We start from the raw sequence: 16803 nt of genomic DNA on the forward strand, positions 1-16803 counted from the left end.
TTTCGGGACAGGCACCGCCGGTTGTCCGGCTGTTTTTCTACTTACATCTACGCCGACGGGGCGCTGTCCCGCACCCTGCGTCTTCGTTCCGGCGACTGCCTTTAAAGCAACTGCCGGTTAACCTTGCGTCCGCAGAAAAGGCGCGGAACACCCGCGCCCCTTCCCTGGACGTTGCCAATGTCGCAGCCCGAATCGGGCGCGCCATCAACGCTGTCTATAGGGTCCCCACGACGGCTCGCGCACGTCACCGTCCGCAAGGACGAGGCGTTGGCGTACCAGACCGTCTGCCGAAACCGCATACAGGACACCTCGCGTACCCTGCGATGCCGCATAAAGCAGCATGCTGGCATTTGGCGCGAAGCTGGGCGAATCGTCCACGTTACCCGGGGAAACGAAGCGTACCTGCCCGCCCAGACTGCGGTCCATGATAGCGATACGATACACGTTCCCGTTGCCCTGCACCATCGCAATCTGCTTGCCGTCGAAGCTCACCGAGGCGCTGGCGTTGAAGCCACCCTGGAAGGTGACACGCGTCGCGGCACCACCCGATGCGGACATCTGGTAGATCTGCGGCTTGCCCGAGCGATCCGAGGTAAACAGGATGCTCTGGCCGTCCGGGGTGAAGGTCGGCTCGGTATCGATCGAGAAGTTGTTGGTCAGGCGGGTCTCGGCGTGGCTGGCCACGTCGATCACGAAGATCTCCGGGTTACCGACATACGACAGGCTGACGGCGAGCTTGCTGCCGTCCGGCGACCAGGCCGGTGCGCTGTTGATGCCACGCGGATGGGCGGCGATCAGGCTGCGCGAACCGGTCGAGATGTTCTGCACATAGACGGCCGAGTTGCCGCTCTCGAAGGAGACGTAGGCGATCTTGTTGCCATCCGGCGACCAGGAAGGCGACAGCAGCGATTCGCGCGAGCGGGCCACGGTCTGCGGATTGAAGCCGTCCGAGTCCGCGACGATCAGCGAATAGGTGGCGTTGTTACCGGTACCCACGGCCGTGATGTAGGCGATGCGGGTCCAGAAGGCCCCACGGACGCCGGTGATCTTTTCATAGATCTGGTCGGCGATCTGGTGGGCGACGCCACGCAGGTCACCCGCCGGAGCGGTGAACGACTGGGCCAGCAGGCTCTGCTGCTTGTTCACGTCCCACAGTTCGTACTCGACCTTGAGCATGCCGCCACCGGCATCGCTGATGCGACCGATGGTGAGGAAGTCCTGCTTGAGCAGCCGCCAGGTCGGGAACTTGATGTCCGAACCCTGCGACGGCGTCTCGACGATGTCGGCCTTGTCGAGCGAACGGAATTTACCCGAGCGGTTGAAATCGGCGCGGATGACGTCGGCGACGTCGGTAGGCAGCGGCGCGCCGCCAGCCTGGGCGAACGGCACCACGGCGATGGGCGTCGCGGTCTTCAGGCCGCCGACGATGTCGACGTTGAGCGACTGGGCGGCGGCGGGACCGGCCGCGAAGGCGGTCAGCGCGACCACAAGGAGGGCGAGGCGGGAGAGCATTCTGCGCATGGGCGAGTTCATTGCGACCTGGGAATGTGGGACGGCGACGGCATGGTAACGCGATGGGCCGATCCAGCATGACCCGAATCTGAACCGCCCCACCCTGTACAGGGTGGGGCGCACCATCATTGCGGTCGGAACGTGAAGGTGAGGTTTCTCTGGAACACATCCTCGAAGCCGGCGTATGGCAGCGGCTGGGCGCGTAGCACGGCGTTTTCGATCGACGCCCTGCCGGCAGCATCGTACGGGCAACTCGAGTCCGCCTTGGCGCTGAGCACCTGACCACCGGGGATCTGGGTGATGTGCACCTGGCAAGGCGCATTCGGCATGTTGTCCGGATGGAGCCAGTTAGGCGTCACCGCGTTCTGGATCGCCGCGATGTACAGAGCCTGCTTGCTGTCGTCCTTGCCGTTCTGGCCCGACTGGACCTTCTCGGCATAAGGTAGGTCGTCGCGGCCGTCGTCCTTCGCCTTCTCAAGGTCCTTCAGCTGCTGCTCGGCTTGCTTTTGCCTGCTGTCGGCCTGCTTGGTGACCGACTTGGCAGCTTCGAGCTGCTTGAGGAGATCGTCAGCCACCTTCTGCTTTTCTTTCTTCTTCGCTTCCTGCTGGGCATCCAGCTCGGCCTGGCGCTGGCGCTGCTGCTCTTCCTGCAGCTGCTTGGCGTTCTCGGCCTTCTGCACCGCGTCGTCGACCACCTTTTCCTGGTCCTTCAGGGCCGGCGTCTTGGGTGGCGGCGGGAGGGTCTCGACCTTCGGCTTCTCGGGGTCGGGCGGCGTCGGGGTCGGCTGGGCCGGGGGCGGCGGCACCGTGTTCGGCACCGGCTTGGCCGTGTGCTTCGGCGGCGGCGCACCGGTGGGCCCGACCAGCGTGGCCTCGATGATCTGTCCCGGCAGCTGGATCGGCGCCGGACACTTCAGCGGGTTCCATTCCGCGGGCACGCCCAAAGCCTCGGCCCACTTTTCGTAGTCCGTGCAGGGGATGATCGCGAAGCCGAGGAAGGCCACGATGCCCAGATGGAGAAGCGCGGCGAGGACAACCGCGCGGGGCGTGCCGTTACGGTTTTCCATTCTGCGCCGACTGCGGCTGACTCATCAGGCCGATCTTGGAGATACCGGCCTCCTGAAGGATCGGGAGGATCGCGTAGACCTTGCCATAGCCGACGCGGTCATCGCCGGCGATCAGCACCTGGAGTTCGGGATTCGCATTGTGGAACGCGGTGATCTTGGCCTTGAACTCGTCCACACTCACCGGCTCCCGCTTGGCGCCGTTGGCAGTGAGGTATATCTGCCCACCCTCGTCGACGGAGACGACGACGGGGTCCTTCTTGTCCTGCAAGGATTTGGCATTGGTCTGCGGCAGCTGGATGTCGACGCCGAGGTTCATCATGGGCGTGGTGACCATGAAGATGATCAGCAGCACGAGCATCACGTCGATGTACGGCACGACGTTGATCTCGGACTTCAGCTTCCGCTTCTGGCGGCGATGAGGACTACGCGTGGCCATGGCGCGGGCTCAGGCGACGTCGTCGGCGTGGATCTGGCGCTGCAGCACCGAGGAGAATTCTTCCTGGAAGACCTCGTAGCGCGACGCGATCCGCTCGACCTTGGTGGCGAAGCGGTTGTACGCCCAGACGGCCGGGATGGCGGCGAACAGACCCATGGCCGTGGCGATCAGCGCTTCGGAGATGTGCGGCGCGACCACGGAAATGGTCACGTCCTTCATTTCGCCCAGGCCCTGAAACGCGCCCATGATGCCCCACACGGTACCGAACAGGCCGATATACGGGCTGATCGAACCGACGTTGGCGAGGAATTCGAGGTTCTGCTCGAGCTTGCCGATCTCGCGGGTACCGGCCACGCGCATGGCGCGCTCGGAGCCTTCCATGACGCGGTTGGCGTCGGTCACGCGGCGCTGGCGCTGGCGGGCGAACTCACGGAAGCCGGCTTCGAAGACGTTCTCGATGCCATGCTGGCCTTCGCGGTTGCCCACCTCACGGAACAGGGCGGCGAGATCCGCACCCGACCAGAAGCGGTCTTCGAAGGTTTCGGCGTTGTCGTGGGCGGTCTTCAGCTGTCCGTACTTGCGGATGATGATCACCCACGACAGGAACGAGAACACCAGCAGCAGGAGCATGACCAGTTGTACGGGCAGGCTCGCTTCCGCCACCAGCTTGAAAATGTTCAGTCCACCGTTCATCGCTTGAAGGCTCTCCGCCGGTATCTATGGCTTTAGGTAATGGGGAATTCGTTGGGGAACAGGTCCGCCGGAATTTGGGCCGGGCGCATCGTGTCGAGGTTCACGCAAGCCGCGCGCACCGTAGCGCGCACCAGCGTCGTGCCCCCGCGCACAATCTCCTGATCGAACAGCATACTGGCTGAACGACGTTCTTTGACGCCCACGCTGACTAGGAGTTCATCATTCAGACGGGCCGGCCGGAGGAAGTCCAGCTGCATGTCCCGGACCACGAAGCCCAGGCTCGTGGTCTCTCGCAGGGCCACCTGGTCGATGCCCTGGGCGCGAAGCCACTCCGTACGGGCCCGCTCCATGAAGCGCAGGTAGTTGGAATGGTAGACGACGCCACCCGCGTCGGTGTCTTCCCAGTAAATCCTTACGGGCCAGCTGAAAACGCTCATGCGTCGTCCGAAAACAGGTCCGGGGCCACGGTCTGCCGCGGCGGCGGGGTCAGGCCCAGGTGGCGCCAGGCCTTGGCGGAGGCCATGCGGCCACGGGCGCTACGGATGAGGTAGCCCTGCTGGATCAGATAGGGCTCGACCACGTCCTCCAGGGTGCCGCGATCTTCGCTCAGGGCGGCGGCCAGCGATTCGACGCCCACCGGACCGCCATCGAAGTTCTCGATGATCGTCTTCAGCAGGCGGCGATCGAGGTCGTCGAAGCCCAGGGCGTCGACCCGGAGCATGTCGGTGGCGGCGCGCGCGAGGTCGTGGGTGATCTTGCCGTCACCGCGGACCTCGGCAAAGTCGCGCACACGTCGGAGCAGCCGGTTGGCGATACGGGGCGTGCCCCGCGAGCGGCGGGCGATCTCGATCGCCCCGTCCATATCGCACTCGATATTGAAGATCTTCGCCGCGCGACGAACGATCGCGGTCAGCTCGTCCACGCTGTAGAACTCCAGCCGCTGGATGATGCCGAACCGGTCACGCAAGGGGCCGGTAAGCAGGCCCGCGCGGGTCGTGGCGCCGATCAGGGTGAACGGCGGAAGGTCGAGCTTGATCGAGCGGGCCGCGGGGCCTTCGCCGATCATGATGTCGATCTGGAAGTCTTCCATGGCCGGGTACAGCACTTCCTCGACCACGGGCGACAGGCGGTGAATCTCGTCCACGAAAAGGACGTCGTTCGCCTCGAGGTTGGTCAGCAGGGCGGCGAGATCCCCCGCCCGCTCCAGCACCGGACCCGAGGTCGAGCGCACGTTCACGCCCAGCTCGTTGGCGATCACGTGCGAGAGCGTGGTCTTGCCCAGGCCGGGAGGCCCGAAGATCAGCACGTGGTCCAGCGCACCCTGCCGGCGCCGTGCCGCCTCGATATAGATGGCCATCTGCTCACGCACCGTCTCCTGGCCGAGATATTCGGCGAGGCGCTTCGGACGGATGCTGGCTTCCAGCGCATCGTCGTCCATGGCGGCGGTGGCGGAAATGATGCGGTGCTCGGACATGGGCGGCATTATGGCAGGTCTGGGGAGAGGGACAGCCCCCGCGGGACCATCCCTCTCACACTACCAACACGTCGGGTACGGCGTCCCAACTTGGTCGCAAGGTCGAGCAGCGCGCGCTGGTTCGCCTCGACCGCATCGGCGTGAACCGGCTGAAGGTTCAGACGATAATCCGTGCTCTCGGTGACCCAGCTGATCGAGACCAGTGTCGCCCCATCCGCCGAGCGCATGGTCTTGAGGGTCGCCGGCGTTCCATTGACGTCACTGTTGAGCCACTCCTTGACCAGCGTGATGGAGCCACCGGTCTCGCGGTATTCGGACTCGTCAAGCTGGACGAAGCCGAGGCCCCCTATGTCCCATGAGCGCGTCACCCCGCTCCACCGGCCATCCGTCACTCCTCCCGCTGTCGTTGCTTCCACCATCGGTTGACTGTCCAGCACGGTGCCCACCACCGAGATGGGGTCATATCGAAGATGCGGACGAATATCCGCCAGCGAGTGGTATCGCTTATCGAGCAACCCGGACATGGTCCGAGTGGGCTTCACAGTGTTGATGGCCGCACGAAGATTCGGAATCTTCGCCTTCTCGACCAGGTACGCCCCCGCTTTGGCCTGCTCGGCGATTTCATCTCGCATCTGCTGTGCCATCGCTCCAACGAAGGGCGAGTCATCCAGCGACACGATATGAAGGCCCCTTGTCACGGGAAGCCGGCGCAGATCCAAGCCTTCCGTCTGGGCTTCCGCGACGGCGCTTGACGATGGACGAGGTAGACCGCCGTCCCGATCCTGTGCCGACAAAACACCGGCGGGAGAAGCGACAAGTGCAATCGCAATGGCCGCACTCGGAATTGAGAATGACTTACGTAGAGAATTCATATCACCACTCCGTCAGATTGCAGTCGGTTGCAGACGTGTAACGCGTCGTGAGATGCGCCATGTCGTCGCCGAAGATATGAAGGCCGCGCACGGTGTTGCGCTCGACATCGCCCAAGTCACCGGCGTACGACCGCCAGGTGACATTCCATGGAGCCGATACGATGTGACCGCCGAACGATCCAAGACCGACATGATCGCTCTCTGCGTACATGTAATGGCTTGTGAGGGCCGGACGATCGTATGTCACCGATTCATGGACTACGCCGGCAACGCAATTCGCGCGGCTAAGCCATGAAATACCGGCGGACGCGTCCATGCAGGCGGGGGCGGCCGCGAGCGCAAGGGCGTACTTTCTAATGGACATGAGTTCACCTCAAATCGTGTCCGCATTTCGGACACATCGAGGCTAAACATTGGATCGGACGGGTCGCATCGGCGAATGCGGGCACGTCGAGTCCGACTCGACGCTTTGAATAAGAGGACCTCGCCGACGCGGGACAAGGGCTCGCCCCGGCGTCATGGCCAGGGCTAATAGCGCCGCTCCATCGCCAGAGATCCCATTCACCGCAGACCCCGCCGTATGCACCCTCGGCGAGCAGTCGGGCCGCAATAGTTAGCGGCCGGCCCGGATCAAATCTCGACCTGTGCACCCAGTTCGATCAGCCGGTTGCCCGGAATCTGGAAGAACGCTGTCGCCGGCATCGCGTTGCGCGCAAGGAAGGCGAACAGCTTGTCGCGCCACAAGGCCATGCCCGGACGACGGGCGTCGGCGACGATGTTTTCGCGCGACAGGAAGAACGTCGTGTCCATCATGTCGAAGTCGAGGCCCTTGGCGCCGGCGCGGCTCAGCGATAGCGGGATGTTCGGATCCTCGGCGAAGCCGTAGCGCAGCTGCAGGCCGTAGAAGCCGCCGCCGTACTCGATGACTTCCATGCGCTCGTCGTACTCGGCGACCGGCGTCTCGAGCATTTCCACGGTAAGCAGCACGTTGCGCTCGTGCAGCACCTTGTTGTGCTTGAGGTTGTGCAGCATCGCGTGCGGCACGGAATTCTGATTGGCGGTGAGGAATACCGCCGTACCCGGCACGCGCAGCGGCGGATGATCGGAGATGTTGGCGACGAAGGGTTCGAGCGCGAGGCCGGACTGCTTGATCTCGCGGACCACGAGGTCCCTGCCCCGGCGCCAGGTGGTCATGACGGTAAAGATCACCACGCCGAGCACTAGCGGGAACCAACCACCATGCGCGATCTTCAGCGCGTTCGCACCGAAGAACGCCAGGTCCGTGATCAGGAAGATCACGCCCACCGTGATGACCGCGGACCAATGCCAATGCCAGCGGTAACGCGCGACGACGAGCGCCAGCAGCGTGGTCATCGTCATCGTGCCGGTCACGGCGATGCCGTACGCCGCGCCGAGGTTGTTCGACGAGCGGAAGCCGATCACCGCCAGCACCACGAGGACGAGCAGCAGGCGATTGACCCAGGGCACGAAGATCTGTCCGGACATTTCGTGCGACGTATGCACCACCGCCATACGCGGCGAGTAGCCGAGCGACATCGCTTCACGCGTCATCGAGAAGGCGCCCGAGATCACCGCCTGCGAGGCGATCACCGCCGAGGCCGTGGCCAGGGCGATCATCGGATACAGGAGGTTCTCCGGCACCATCTTGTAGAACGGATTCTCGATCGCGCTCGGATCGTGCAGGAGTAGCGCACCCTGCCCGAAATAGTTGATCAGCAGCGCGGGCAGGACGAAGAAGAACCAGGCGAGGCGGATCGGCTTCTTGCCGAAGTGTCCCATGTCCGCATAGAGGGCTTCGCCGCCGGTCAGCGCAAGCACCACGCCACCGAGGGCGATGAACGCCTGGCGGCCGTGCTCCATGAAGAAGCGCACGGCATACGTCGGATTGAGTGCGTAGAGCACCTCCGGATGCTGGACGAGCTGGCGCAGACCCAGCCATGCAAGCACGAGGAACCAGACCACCATAACCGGTGCGAAGGCCTTGCCGACGATCTCGGTGCCGTGCCGCTGGATCGCGAACAGCGCCACCAGGATCACCAGGCAGATCGGCAACACATAGGTTTCCAGCGAAGGCGCGGCGACCTCCAGGCCTTCGACCGCCGAGAGCACCGACATGGCGGGCGTGATCACGCCATCGCCGTAGAACAGCGACGCACCGAAGATACCGATGGCCGCGAGCACCCAGCGGGCACGCGGCGAACCACTCACGCTGCGCTGGGCCAGGGCCATCAGCGCCATGATGCCGCCCTCGCCCTTGTTGTCCGCGCGCATGACGAAGGTGACGTACTTGAGCGAGATCACCATCAGCAACGACCAGAAGATCAGCGACAGCACGCCGAGCACGGCCAGCGGCTGGGGCGTCATGCCGTGCGTACCGAGTGTTTCCTTCATCGTGTACAGGGGACTCGTACCGATGTCGCCGAAGACGATGCCGATGGCACCGAGCGCGAGCGCGGCCAGTTTCTTGCCGTGCGCGTTGCGCAACTCTTCAGCGTGGTTGTGCTGACCCATGGTTCAACTTCCCAGCGCGGCGCGTAGCGCCTTGCGAATGATGGCTTCGGCGGTGTCGCCTTCGGCGGCGACTTTCTGCACAAGACGCGAAGCTTCCACGGGCTTGTAACCGAGTTGTTGGAGGGCGACGGTGGCCTCGGCCACCGGATCGGCCGGCATGGCATCGCCGGCGACGGTCGAGGGCAGACGCACGCCGACCGCGTCGACGCGATCGCGCAGCTCGACCACCATGCGCTCGGCGGTCTTCTTGCCAATGCCTGGAATCTTGGTGAGCGCAACCACATCCCCGGCATGCACCAGCCGCGACAGATCGTCGGTGGACACACCGGAAAGGACAGCCAGGGCAATCTTCGCGCCGATACCGCTCACCTTGAGCAGGTGCCGGAACATGGCCCGATCGGGCTCCCGGAGGAACCCGTAAAGGGAAACGCCATCCTCTCTCACCGCGTAATGGATGAGCAGGGTGACTTCCTTGCCGGTGGCCGGAAGATCGTAGATCGTGGACATCGGGGCATCGACGTCGTAACCGACGCCGCCCACCTCGATGAGCAGCGACGGAGGCTGCTTGCTGATGAGGGTTCCGCGCAGTCGGCCGATCATCGGCGTCTCCATGCCGTGCGCGGGATACCCACGCGTTCAAGACTCGTACGGGTGTGCGCATGGGCAACCGCGATCGCCAGTGCATCGGCGGCATCCGCCTGTAGCGGACCCTTGATGCCAAGGATCAACCCGATCATGTGCTGTACCTGGGTCTTGTCGGCGCGGCCCGTCCCGACCACCGCCTGCTTGACCTCGGTCGCTGCGTACTCGTGCACAACCACTCCCTTGCTGACCATGGCGACGATGGCCGCACCACGCGCCTGACCCAGTTTCAGGGCGGAGTCGGGGTTGCGCGCCATGAAGACACGTTCGATCGCAGCTTCGACCGGACCGTGCTCGCCGATGATCTCGCACAGCTCGTCAAAGATGCGTTTGAGGCGCAGCGGGAAGGTGGCCTCCCCGCCGATGACGAGCGCGCCGTGCCAGACGTGGGTCAACGTGCCGTTATCGGCCACGTCGATCACGCCCACACCCGTGCGCTGGCTGCCCGGATCGATACCGAGAATGCGGGTCATGACAGCGAGGGATTCACGAGCTCACGCGTCTTCCGCATCCTGGCTGGGCAGGATGGCGTTGTGATAGACCTCGTCCACGTCGTCGAGGTCGTTCAGGCGGGTCAGCAGCTTTTCGAAATGCTCGAGGACCTCGCCGGTCGGCGTGACCAGCGGACCGTTCGGGCGCATGACCACGTCGGAACCGTCGATCTCGAAGCCGGCGGCGGCGAGCACCTTGCGCATGGCTTCGACGGCGATCGGGTCGGCAACCAGCAGGACGCTGCCAATGCCGTTTTCGATCACGATGTCTTCGGCGTTGTTCTCGATGGCGGCCTCTTCGAGCTTCGCCTCGACATCGGCATCGCCGCCGGTGTGGACCACGACCTGGCCGACACGGGTGAACTGGAACGCCACCGAGTTGGTGGTACCCAGGTTACCGCCCAGCTTGGTCAGCGCGGCGCGAACGTCGGCGACCGTGCGGGTCTGGTTGTCGGTGACGCAGTCGATGATCAGCGCGGTGCCCGCCGGGCCATAGCCCTCGTAGCGGATCTCGTGCATGTCGGCACCGCCCTCGGCACCCGAGCCGCGCTTGATCGCGCGATCGATGGTGTCACGGGTCATATTGGCGGCCAGGGCCTTGTCCACGGCGGCGCGCAGGCGCGGATTGCCGTTGGGATCGGGCACGCCGCCACGGGTGGCAATGGTGATTTCGCGGATCAGCTTAGTGAACACCTTGGCGCGCTTGGCGTCTTCGGCGTTCTTGCGACCTTCGATGGACGGGCCTCTACCCATGTGCGATTCCTGGCTCTACCGGACTGACGAGGGCGCGATTCTAGCCGCAATCACGTTAAGGGGCTAAGGGGGTGTCGAACCGCCCGTCACGAAGAAAAACAGCGACCTGCCGGGCGACATCCGCGGAAACCAGCATCCCGGTATGGCTGGTCTCCAGCACGCAGTGGCCGGCCAGGCCGGGCAGACGCGTCTCTTCCACGCCGACGGAGCCATCGTGCTCCGCGCCCAGCGCGCCTACGAAAGCGCCCAGGCCGACCGGCATGCGACCGGCAATCATGCCGACCTCCCGGGCACCGTCCCACCGGTCCAGGCCATGTTCCAGCAGTTCGCGCGAGCGGCCCAGCAGCATGTCGCCACCCCAGCGATGGGTGAGCCCCCGGGCAGCACCGCTGCCATTGAGCGGCGAACCGAGGCAGACGATCCGGCCCTGCGGCAAATCGTCATCCCGGCAGGCCAGCAGGGCGAGAATGCCGCCGAGGCTGTGCCCGACCACGTGGACCGGCCCCGGGCCGAGGCTGCGGATCCGCTTGCGCAGCCGGGCAATGGCCTGCTCCGGCGGCGCGGCCACGCTCATGTATTCGAACTGGTGAACGCTGAAACCTTCCTCGCGCAGGCGACGGTGCAGCATCGCCATGGCGAAGCCCCGCATCCACAGACCGTGGAGCAGCAGGACCTCGGGCAGGTTGTCGGTCATCGGTATGCCGCGCCGATCAGGCCTTCGGCTCCGCGGCGGCGACGCGAACGTGGAGTTCCTTCAACTGCGGTTCGGAGACCGGCGACGGCGCATTGGTCATCAGGTCCTGCGCGCTGGTGGTCTTCGGGAACGCAATGACGTCGCGGATGGATTCCGTGCCGGCCATCAGGGCGGCGATCCGGTCGATGCCGAACGCCAGGCCACCGTGGGGCGGTGCGCCCATGCGCAAGGCCTTGAGCAGGAAGCCGAACTTGGCTTCGGCCTCGTCCGCGGAAATGCCGAGAAGGTCGAACACCGCGCTCTGCATGTCGGGACGATGGATACGGATGGAGCCGCCGCCGATCTCATTGCCGTTGAGGACCATGTCGTAACCGCGGCTCACCGAGTTGGCGGCGTTCGCACGCAGGTCGGCGATATCGTCGACCTTGGGCGCGGTGAATGGGTGATGGAGGGCGACGTAGCGCTGCTCGTCCGCGTCGTACTCGAACATCGGGAAATCCGTGACCCACAGGGGCTTCCAGGCGTTTTCGACCATGCCGCGGTCACGACCGAGCTTGATCCGGAGCGCACCCATGAAATCGGTGACGGTCTTCCAGGCGCCCGCGCCGAAGAACACGATGTCACCGGAGGCGGCGCCTGTGAGCGACAGCACCTGCTCAAGGGCAGCATCGTCGAGGAACTTGGCCACCGGCGAATTGATGCCCTCGCGGCCCTTGGCGAGGTCGTCGACCTTCAGCCAGGCCAGGCCCTTGGCGCCGTACTTGCCGGCGTACTCGGTGAGGCCGTCGATATCCTTACGGGACAGGTCGGCGGCACCCGGCACGCGCAGGGCGGCCACGCGGCCGGCCGGATCGTTGGCCGGGCCGGAAAACACCTTGAATTCGACGTGCTTCACCGCGTCGGCGATGTCGGTCAGCTCGAGGGGGATGCGCAGGTCGGGCTTGTCCGAGCCGAAGCGGCGCATGGCCTCTTCATAGGTCATGCGCGGGAAGCTGGCGTCGAGTTCCACCTGGCGCACTTCGCGGAACACGTGGCGGATCAGGTCCTCGACGAAATCCTGCACATCGCGTTCTTCGACAAAGGCGAACTCCAGGTCGAGCTGGGTGAATTCCGGCTGGCGGTCGGCACGCAGGTCTTCGTCGCGGAAGCAGCGGGCGATCTGATAGTAGCGATCGAAGCCGGCCATCATCAGCAGCTGCTTGAACAGCTGCGGCGACTGCGGCAGGGCGTAGAACTGGCCCGGATGCACGCGGCTCGGCACAAGGTAATCGCGTGCGCCCTCCGGCGTGGCCTTGGTCAGGATCGGGGTTTCGATGTCCTGGAAGCCCGCGTTGTCCAGGTAACGGCGCAGTTCGCGGACCAGCTTGGTCCGGGTGCGCATCATCTGCTGCATTTCCGGGCGACGCAGGTCGAGGTGGCGGTAGGTCATCCGCATGTCTTCGTTCGGCGTCTCGTGCAGCGCGAACGGCAGATCACGGGCGGCGTTGAGGATCTCGACCTTGTCGGCGATGAGTTCCACGGCACCGGTTTTCAGCTTGTCGTTGGCCGCGAGGCGCTTGCGGACCTGGCCGGTGACCTTGATGCAGTATTCGTAACCCAGCTCGCCGGCGACGGCGAAGGCCTCGGCGTTCTCGCGTTCGATCACCACCTGGGCGATGCCCTCGTGATCACGCAGATCGACAAAGGCCACGTGGCTCTGCAGGCGCAGGGTGTTGACCCAGCCGCAAAGGGTGACGTTCCGGTCGATCAGCGACTCGTCGATGAGTCCGCAAAAATGGCTGCGCATGCGCTTGAAGCTTCGTGGGAAAAGACCCCGGATCGTACCACGACCGGGGGTCCCGCCTTTCGTTTCGGCGCTCAGCGACCGCCCACGGAGAAGATCCCGCGGCAGCCCTTGTCGACCCAGATTCCGTCGCGGTCGACGCCCCAGCTGTAGCCCTCCTGGCAGCGTGCGTCGGAGTCCTGGCGGATCAGGCGCGGGCGCCCGTAACGCGTGTCCACATCGCAATGGCCGTAGCCCCCATTGTGGCTACCGCAGTCGATCGTGCGCTGCGGACCGCCACCCCAACCGGGACCGGGCCGGTCGTCGTTCCAGCCCGGGCGACCATCGCCCCAGCCCGGACGGCCGTCATCGCCCGGCCGCCCACCACCCCAGCCACCCGCCTCGGCGAAGATGCCGCGGCACCCCCGGTCGACCCAGATGGCGTTGCTGTTCCGGTCGAAGCCCCAGGTCCGGTCGCGGATGCAGGCCGCCTTCGAATCCTGGCGAACTAGTTGCGCATCACGCCAGCGCACCGGGCAGCGACCCGGCTTGTTGTTACCACTACCGCAATCGATCGTCCCGCGCTGTGCCAGTGCCACCGGCGACACCACACCCATCGTCACTGCCATCGCCGCCAGGGCGAGGCCCATCAACACACCGCGCATACCCACACTCCGTTGTCGCTCTCATGGTGGGCGTACGCTAGCGCAAGAAATTGCAACGGCCTTTGAATGTTGCGAAACGGGTCGCCTTCTGGCTGATCAGGTCGTGCCCGACCCGGTGGACGAGGCGCCGCCCTTGGCGGCAGGGGCAGGCGCGGCGGCTGCCGGTGCAGGTGCAGCCGCCGGGGCCGCAGCGGGTGCCGGAGCCGGGGCGCCGGACGATCCTTCCACCAGATTTTTCTTCTTGTCCCCGTCCTTCTTGAAATCGGTCTCGTACCAGCCGCCGCCGGCCAGGCGGAACTGTGGCGCACTCAACAGGCGACCGACCTGGGGCTCGCCGCAGGTCGGGCAGACCGTCGGGTCGGCGTCGGACATCTTCTGCAAACGCTCGAAGCGGTGTCCGCAGGCTTTGCACTGGAACTCGTAGATGGGCATGGGCGGTTCTCTGAACGTCAGCCGCGGATTATCTGCCTGGACGCTTCACGCCGAAACCCTATTGCATTGCACCAATAAGGCGAAAACCTGCGATTTCCGTGCCAAACCCTTGAAACAAGGTGTTTCCACGACTTTGTTTCACCATCATGGCGCAAGCATGACGACTCGGTTGACGCGCCGCAGCGGGAATGCCTAGCGTCGATCCCAACGCGGCGTTTCGACCGCGTCCGCGGGGCACTCCCGCCCTGCGTGCGTAGCTCGCCTAGGGGACCCATCGATGACGACAGGCAAGACCTCTCGACGCAAGCCGGCGGCCAGCTTCTGGCTCCCCGCCCTCGGACTCATGATCGTGACGCCCGGTTACGCCCAGGACGCGACCCCTCCCGCCGATGCGAAGCAAGCCCGGCAACTCGACCAGGTAGTCGTGACCGGCACACGCAGCACCAACCGCACCGAAGCCGAGTCATTATCGCCGATCGACGTGCTTTCACCCAAGGACCTCACGTCCTCAGGCGCCACCGATCTCGCCACCGCCCTGGGGCGCCTCCTGCCCTCCCTCGACTTCCCGCGTCCGGCGATCAACGACGGCAACGACGCCGTCCGGCCAGCCAGTCTTCGCGGCCTCTCGCCCGACGACACCCTGGTCCTCGTCGACGGCAAGCGATACCACACGTCCGCCCTGGTCAATTACAACAACTCCGTCGGCCGCGGTGCCGCGCCGGCCGATCTGAACTCCATCCCGATCTCCGCGATCGACCACATCGAAGTCCTGCGCGACGGCGCCGCCGCACAGTACGGTTCCGATGCCATCGCAGGCGTGATCAACATCGTGCTCAAGCATGGCGCCGGCGAAGGCAAGAACAGCATCAACGTCAATGGCGGCTTGATGAGCAAGCGCGATGGCGACACCAACGGCGTCGACGGCTCGATGGGTATCGACCTTGGCGGCAAGGGCGCGGATGCGAAGGGCTGGCTGCGCGTAGCCTGGAATTACCAGGATGCGATGAACACCAACCGGCGATCGCCGCTGTCGCTGTACACGCCCGACGAAGCCGCCGACGGCAACGTGGCGCACCAACGCTACGGCGATCCGGCGGTGAAAACCTACCAGGCGCTGACCAACTTCCAGTACGAGGTGGCGCACAACATCGACGTCTACGGCTTCCTCACCCTGAGTCGTCGCGACGTCACCTCGAACGGCTACTACCGCGCGGCCGCGAATTCGCGCAACGTGCCGGAGGTCTATCCCAACGGCTTTCTCCCGCAGATCGTCAACCACACCAACGACACCACGGCCGTGCTCGGCGTGAAGGGTGTGACCGATGGGGGATGGCGTTGGGATGCGTCCGGCAACTACGGCATCAACAATCTCGCCTTCGACATCCAGAACAGCGTCAACACCAACCTTTACTACACGACCGGCTCGTCGCCGACGTACTTCAACGCCGGCACGTTCAAGAACTCGCAGGCCCTGGCGAACATCGACATCGGCAAGGATTTCGCGGTCGGCTGGCTGAAGAACCCGCTGACACTCGCCTTCGGTGCGGAGTATCGGAAGGAAAAATACCAGATCGATGCCGGTGATCCGACGTCGTATTTCTTCGACCAGAACACCTTCATACCCGGCACGACCACACCCTACGCGGGCGGGTCGCAGGTGTTTCCGGGTCTCTCGCCCGAAGCCGCCGGAAGTTTCACGCGCCACAGCGAAGCGCTCTACGTCGATCTCGAGAACGACATCACCGACAAGTTTTCCGCCGGCGTGGCCGGCCGCTACGAACACTACAGCGATGCGGGATCCACGCGTTCCGGAAAAATTTCCGGCCGCTACCAGTTCACGCCCGAGTTCGCTCTTCGCGGCACGATATCCAATGGCTTCCGTGCACCGTCGCTCGCGCAGCAGAATTACCAGTCGGTCGTCACCATCATCGATCCGACGACCGGCCAGCTGGCACAGACGGGCACGTACCGCACCTCCGATCCCGCCGCGGTCGCGCTCGGTGCCAAACCGCTCAAGCCGGAGAAGTCCGCCAACTACAGTCTCGGCGCGGTGTGGGAGCCGATCGCGGATTTCAGCGCCACGCTGGATGTCTACCAGATCCGGATCTGGCACCAGATCCTCTACTCCGACACGATCAGCCTGACCGACCCGCTGCTTGCCGCGTACTTCAACAGCATCGTCCCCGGACAGCAGGTCACCGCGATCCAGTACTTCGCCAATGCCGCGGCGACGCGCACGCGCGGTGCGGACCTCGTGCTGAATTACCGGATCCAGACCAGCTCGTGGGGTCAGGTCAACCTGCTCGCCAGCGGCAACTACAACCAGGTCAAGGTGCTCTCGGTGGGTGCCACGCCGGAAGTGCTGCAAGCCAACTCCACCGATCCCATCGAACTCTTCGGTCGCTCCAGCCAGGGCATCCTGACCAAGGCAACGCCGCGCACGAAGTTCCTGTTCGGCGCGGACTGGGCCATCGCGGGCTTCAACGTGCACGGCGACCTGACGCGCTACGGCTCGGTGACCCGGGTCAATTCCGATCCGACCACCGACCAGGTGTTCTCGGCGCGGTGGCTGCTGAATACGTCGGTGGGCTACGCCATCGATGCCTGGAACTTCACCGTCGGTGTGGACAACGTCACCAACCAGTATCCGACGCGGGTGAAGGCGAACAATACCGGGGAAGACTTTGCCAGCGGGTTGCAGTACTCGGCGCTGTCGCCGTTCGGTTTCAACGGCCGCTACATGTACGCGAAGGTGGGTTTCAGGTTCTAGGCGGTGGC

17 protein-coding genes are annotated in these 16803 nt (G+C 64.7%); 1 reads left to right on the top strand and 16 read right to left on the bottom strand.

Annotated elements, in window-relative coordinates; all coding sequences use genetic code 11:
- Positions 1 to 204: 204 nt before the first annotated feature.
- The 16 genes from tolB to BJI69_RS03365 all read right to left on the bottom strand — a co-directional run bounded on the left by tolB (position 205) and on the right by BJI69_RS03365 (position 14025).
- Positions 205 to 1533 (bottom strand): Tol-Pal system beta propeller repeat protein TolB, encoded by a 1329-nt coding sequence (gene tolB / locus BJI69_RS03290; protein WP_125902966.1) that lies wholly within the window; start codon positions 1531 to 1533, stop codon positions 205 to 207.
- Between the two features lie 104 nt (positions 1534 to 1637).
- Positions 1638 to 2579 (bottom strand): cell envelope integrity protein TolA, encoded by a 942-nt coding sequence (gene tolA / locus BJI69_RS03295; protein ID WP_071924869.1) that lies wholly within the window; start codon positions 2577 to 2579, stop codon positions 1638 to 1640.
- Entirely contained in the window at positions 2566 to 3015 is a 450-nt protein-coding gene (tolR, locus tag BJI69_RS03300) for a protein TolR (RefSeq protein WP_046969618.1), read from the bottom strand. Before tolR ends, tolA begins: the two co-directional genes overlap by 14 nt.
- A 9-nt stretch (positions 3016 to 3024) precedes the next feature.
- A complete protein-coding gene (gene tolQ, locus BJI69_RS03305) occupies positions 3025 to 3708 on the bottom strand; it encodes a protein TolQ (protein WP_046969619.1) in 684 nt (227 codons plus the stop codon).
- A 32-nt stretch (positions 3709 to 3740) separates the two neighbouring features.
- Positions 3741 to 4145 carry a tol-pal system-associated acyl-CoA thioesterase gene (ybgC, locus tag BJI69_RS03310; RefSeq protein ID WP_046969620.1) on the bottom strand — a complete coding sequence of 135 codons (405 nt, stop codon included), beginning with the start codon at positions 4143 to 4145 and terminating at the stop codon, positions 3741 to 3743.
- Positions 4142 to 5182, bottom strand: a complete 1041-nt coding sequence (gene ruvB, locus BJI69_RS03315) for a Holliday junction branch migration DNA helicase RuvB (RefSeq protein WP_046969630.1) — start codon at positions 5180 to 5182, stop codon at positions 4142 to 4144. The genes ybgC and ruvB overlap by 4 nt, the downstream gene beginning before the upstream one ends.
- 8 nt (positions 5183 to 5190) lie before the next feature.
- Positions 5191 to 6054: an adaptor complexes medium subunit family protein gene (locus BJI69_RS03320; protein WP_125902967.1), complete on the bottom strand. Its 864-nt coding sequence runs from the start codon at positions 6052 to 6054 to the stop codon at positions 5191 to 5193.
- Position 6055: 1 nt separating this feature from the next.
- A complete protein-coding gene (locus BJI69_RS22205; protein ID WP_125902968.1) occupies positions 6056 to 6418 on the bottom strand; it encodes a hypothetical protein in 363 nt (120 codons plus the stop codon).
- A 266-nt stretch (positions 6419 to 6684) separates the two neighbouring features.
- A complete protein-coding gene (locus tag BJI69_RS03330; RefSeq protein ID WP_046969623.1) occupies positions 6685 to 8586 on the bottom strand; it encodes a potassium transporter Kup in 1902 nt (633 codons plus the stop codon).
- Between the two features lie 3 nt (positions 8587 to 8589).
- A complete protein-coding gene (gene ruvA / locus BJI69_RS03335) occupies positions 8590 to 9186 on the bottom strand; it encodes a Holliday junction branch migration protein RuvA (protein WP_046969624.1) in 597 nt (198 codons plus the stop codon).
- Positions 9183 to 9701: a crossover junction endodeoxyribonuclease RuvC gene (ruvC, locus tag BJI69_RS03340; protein WP_046969625.1), complete on the bottom strand. Its 519-nt coding sequence runs from the start codon at positions 9699 to 9701 to the stop codon at positions 9183 to 9185. Before ruvC ends, ruvA begins: the two co-directional genes overlap by 4 nt.
- 21 nt (positions 9702 to 9722) lie before the next feature.
- Complete coding sequence (locus BJI69_RS03345; RefSeq protein ID WP_046969626.1) at positions 9723 to 10472, bottom strand: YebC/PmpR family DNA-binding transcriptional regulator; 750 nt, start codon at positions 10470 to 10472, stop codon at positions 9723 to 9725.
- A 55-nt stretch (positions 10473 to 10527) separates the two neighbouring features.
- Complete coding sequence (locus tag BJI69_RS03350) at positions 10528 to 11166, bottom strand: esterase/lipase family protein (RefSeq protein WP_046969627.1); 639 nt, start codon at positions 11164 to 11166, stop codon at positions 10528 to 10530.
- 16 nt (positions 11167 to 11182) lie between these two features.
- The gene (gene aspS, locus BJI69_RS03355; protein WP_046969628.1) at positions 11183 to 12952 is read right to left on the bottom strand and encodes an aspartate--tRNA ligase; all 1770 of its coding nucleotides are present in this window, start codon (positions 12950 to 12952) and stop codon (positions 11183 to 11185) included.
- A 71-nt stretch (positions 12953 to 13023) separates the two neighbouring features.
- Entirely contained in the window at positions 13024 to 13593 is a 570-nt protein-coding gene (locus BJI69_RS03360; protein ID WP_244890709.1) for a DUF3011 domain-containing protein, read from the bottom strand.
- 96 nt (positions 13594 to 13689) lie between these two features.
- The gene (locus BJI69_RS03365) at positions 13690 to 14025 is read right to left on the bottom strand and encodes an FmdB family zinc ribbon protein (protein ID WP_046968808.1); all 336 of its coding nucleotides are present in this window, start codon (positions 14023 to 14025) and stop codon (positions 13690 to 13692) included.
- Between the two features lie 343 nt (positions 14026 to 14368).
- On the opposite strand from BJI69_RS03365, the gene BJI69_RS03370 reads away from it, so the two are divergent.
- Entirely contained in the window at positions 14369 to 16795 is a 2427-nt protein-coding gene (locus tag BJI69_RS03370) for a TonB-dependent receptor plug domain-containing protein (RefSeq protein WP_046968860.1), read from the top strand.
- The last annotated feature ends 8 nt before the right edge of the window (positions 16796 to 16803 follow it).

This window comes from Luteibacter rhizovicinus DSM 16549 (genome assembly GCF_001887595.1).
GTDB lineage: Bacteria > Pseudomonadota > Gammaproteobacteria > Xanthomonadales > Rhodanobacteraceae > Luteibacter > Luteibacter rhizovicinus.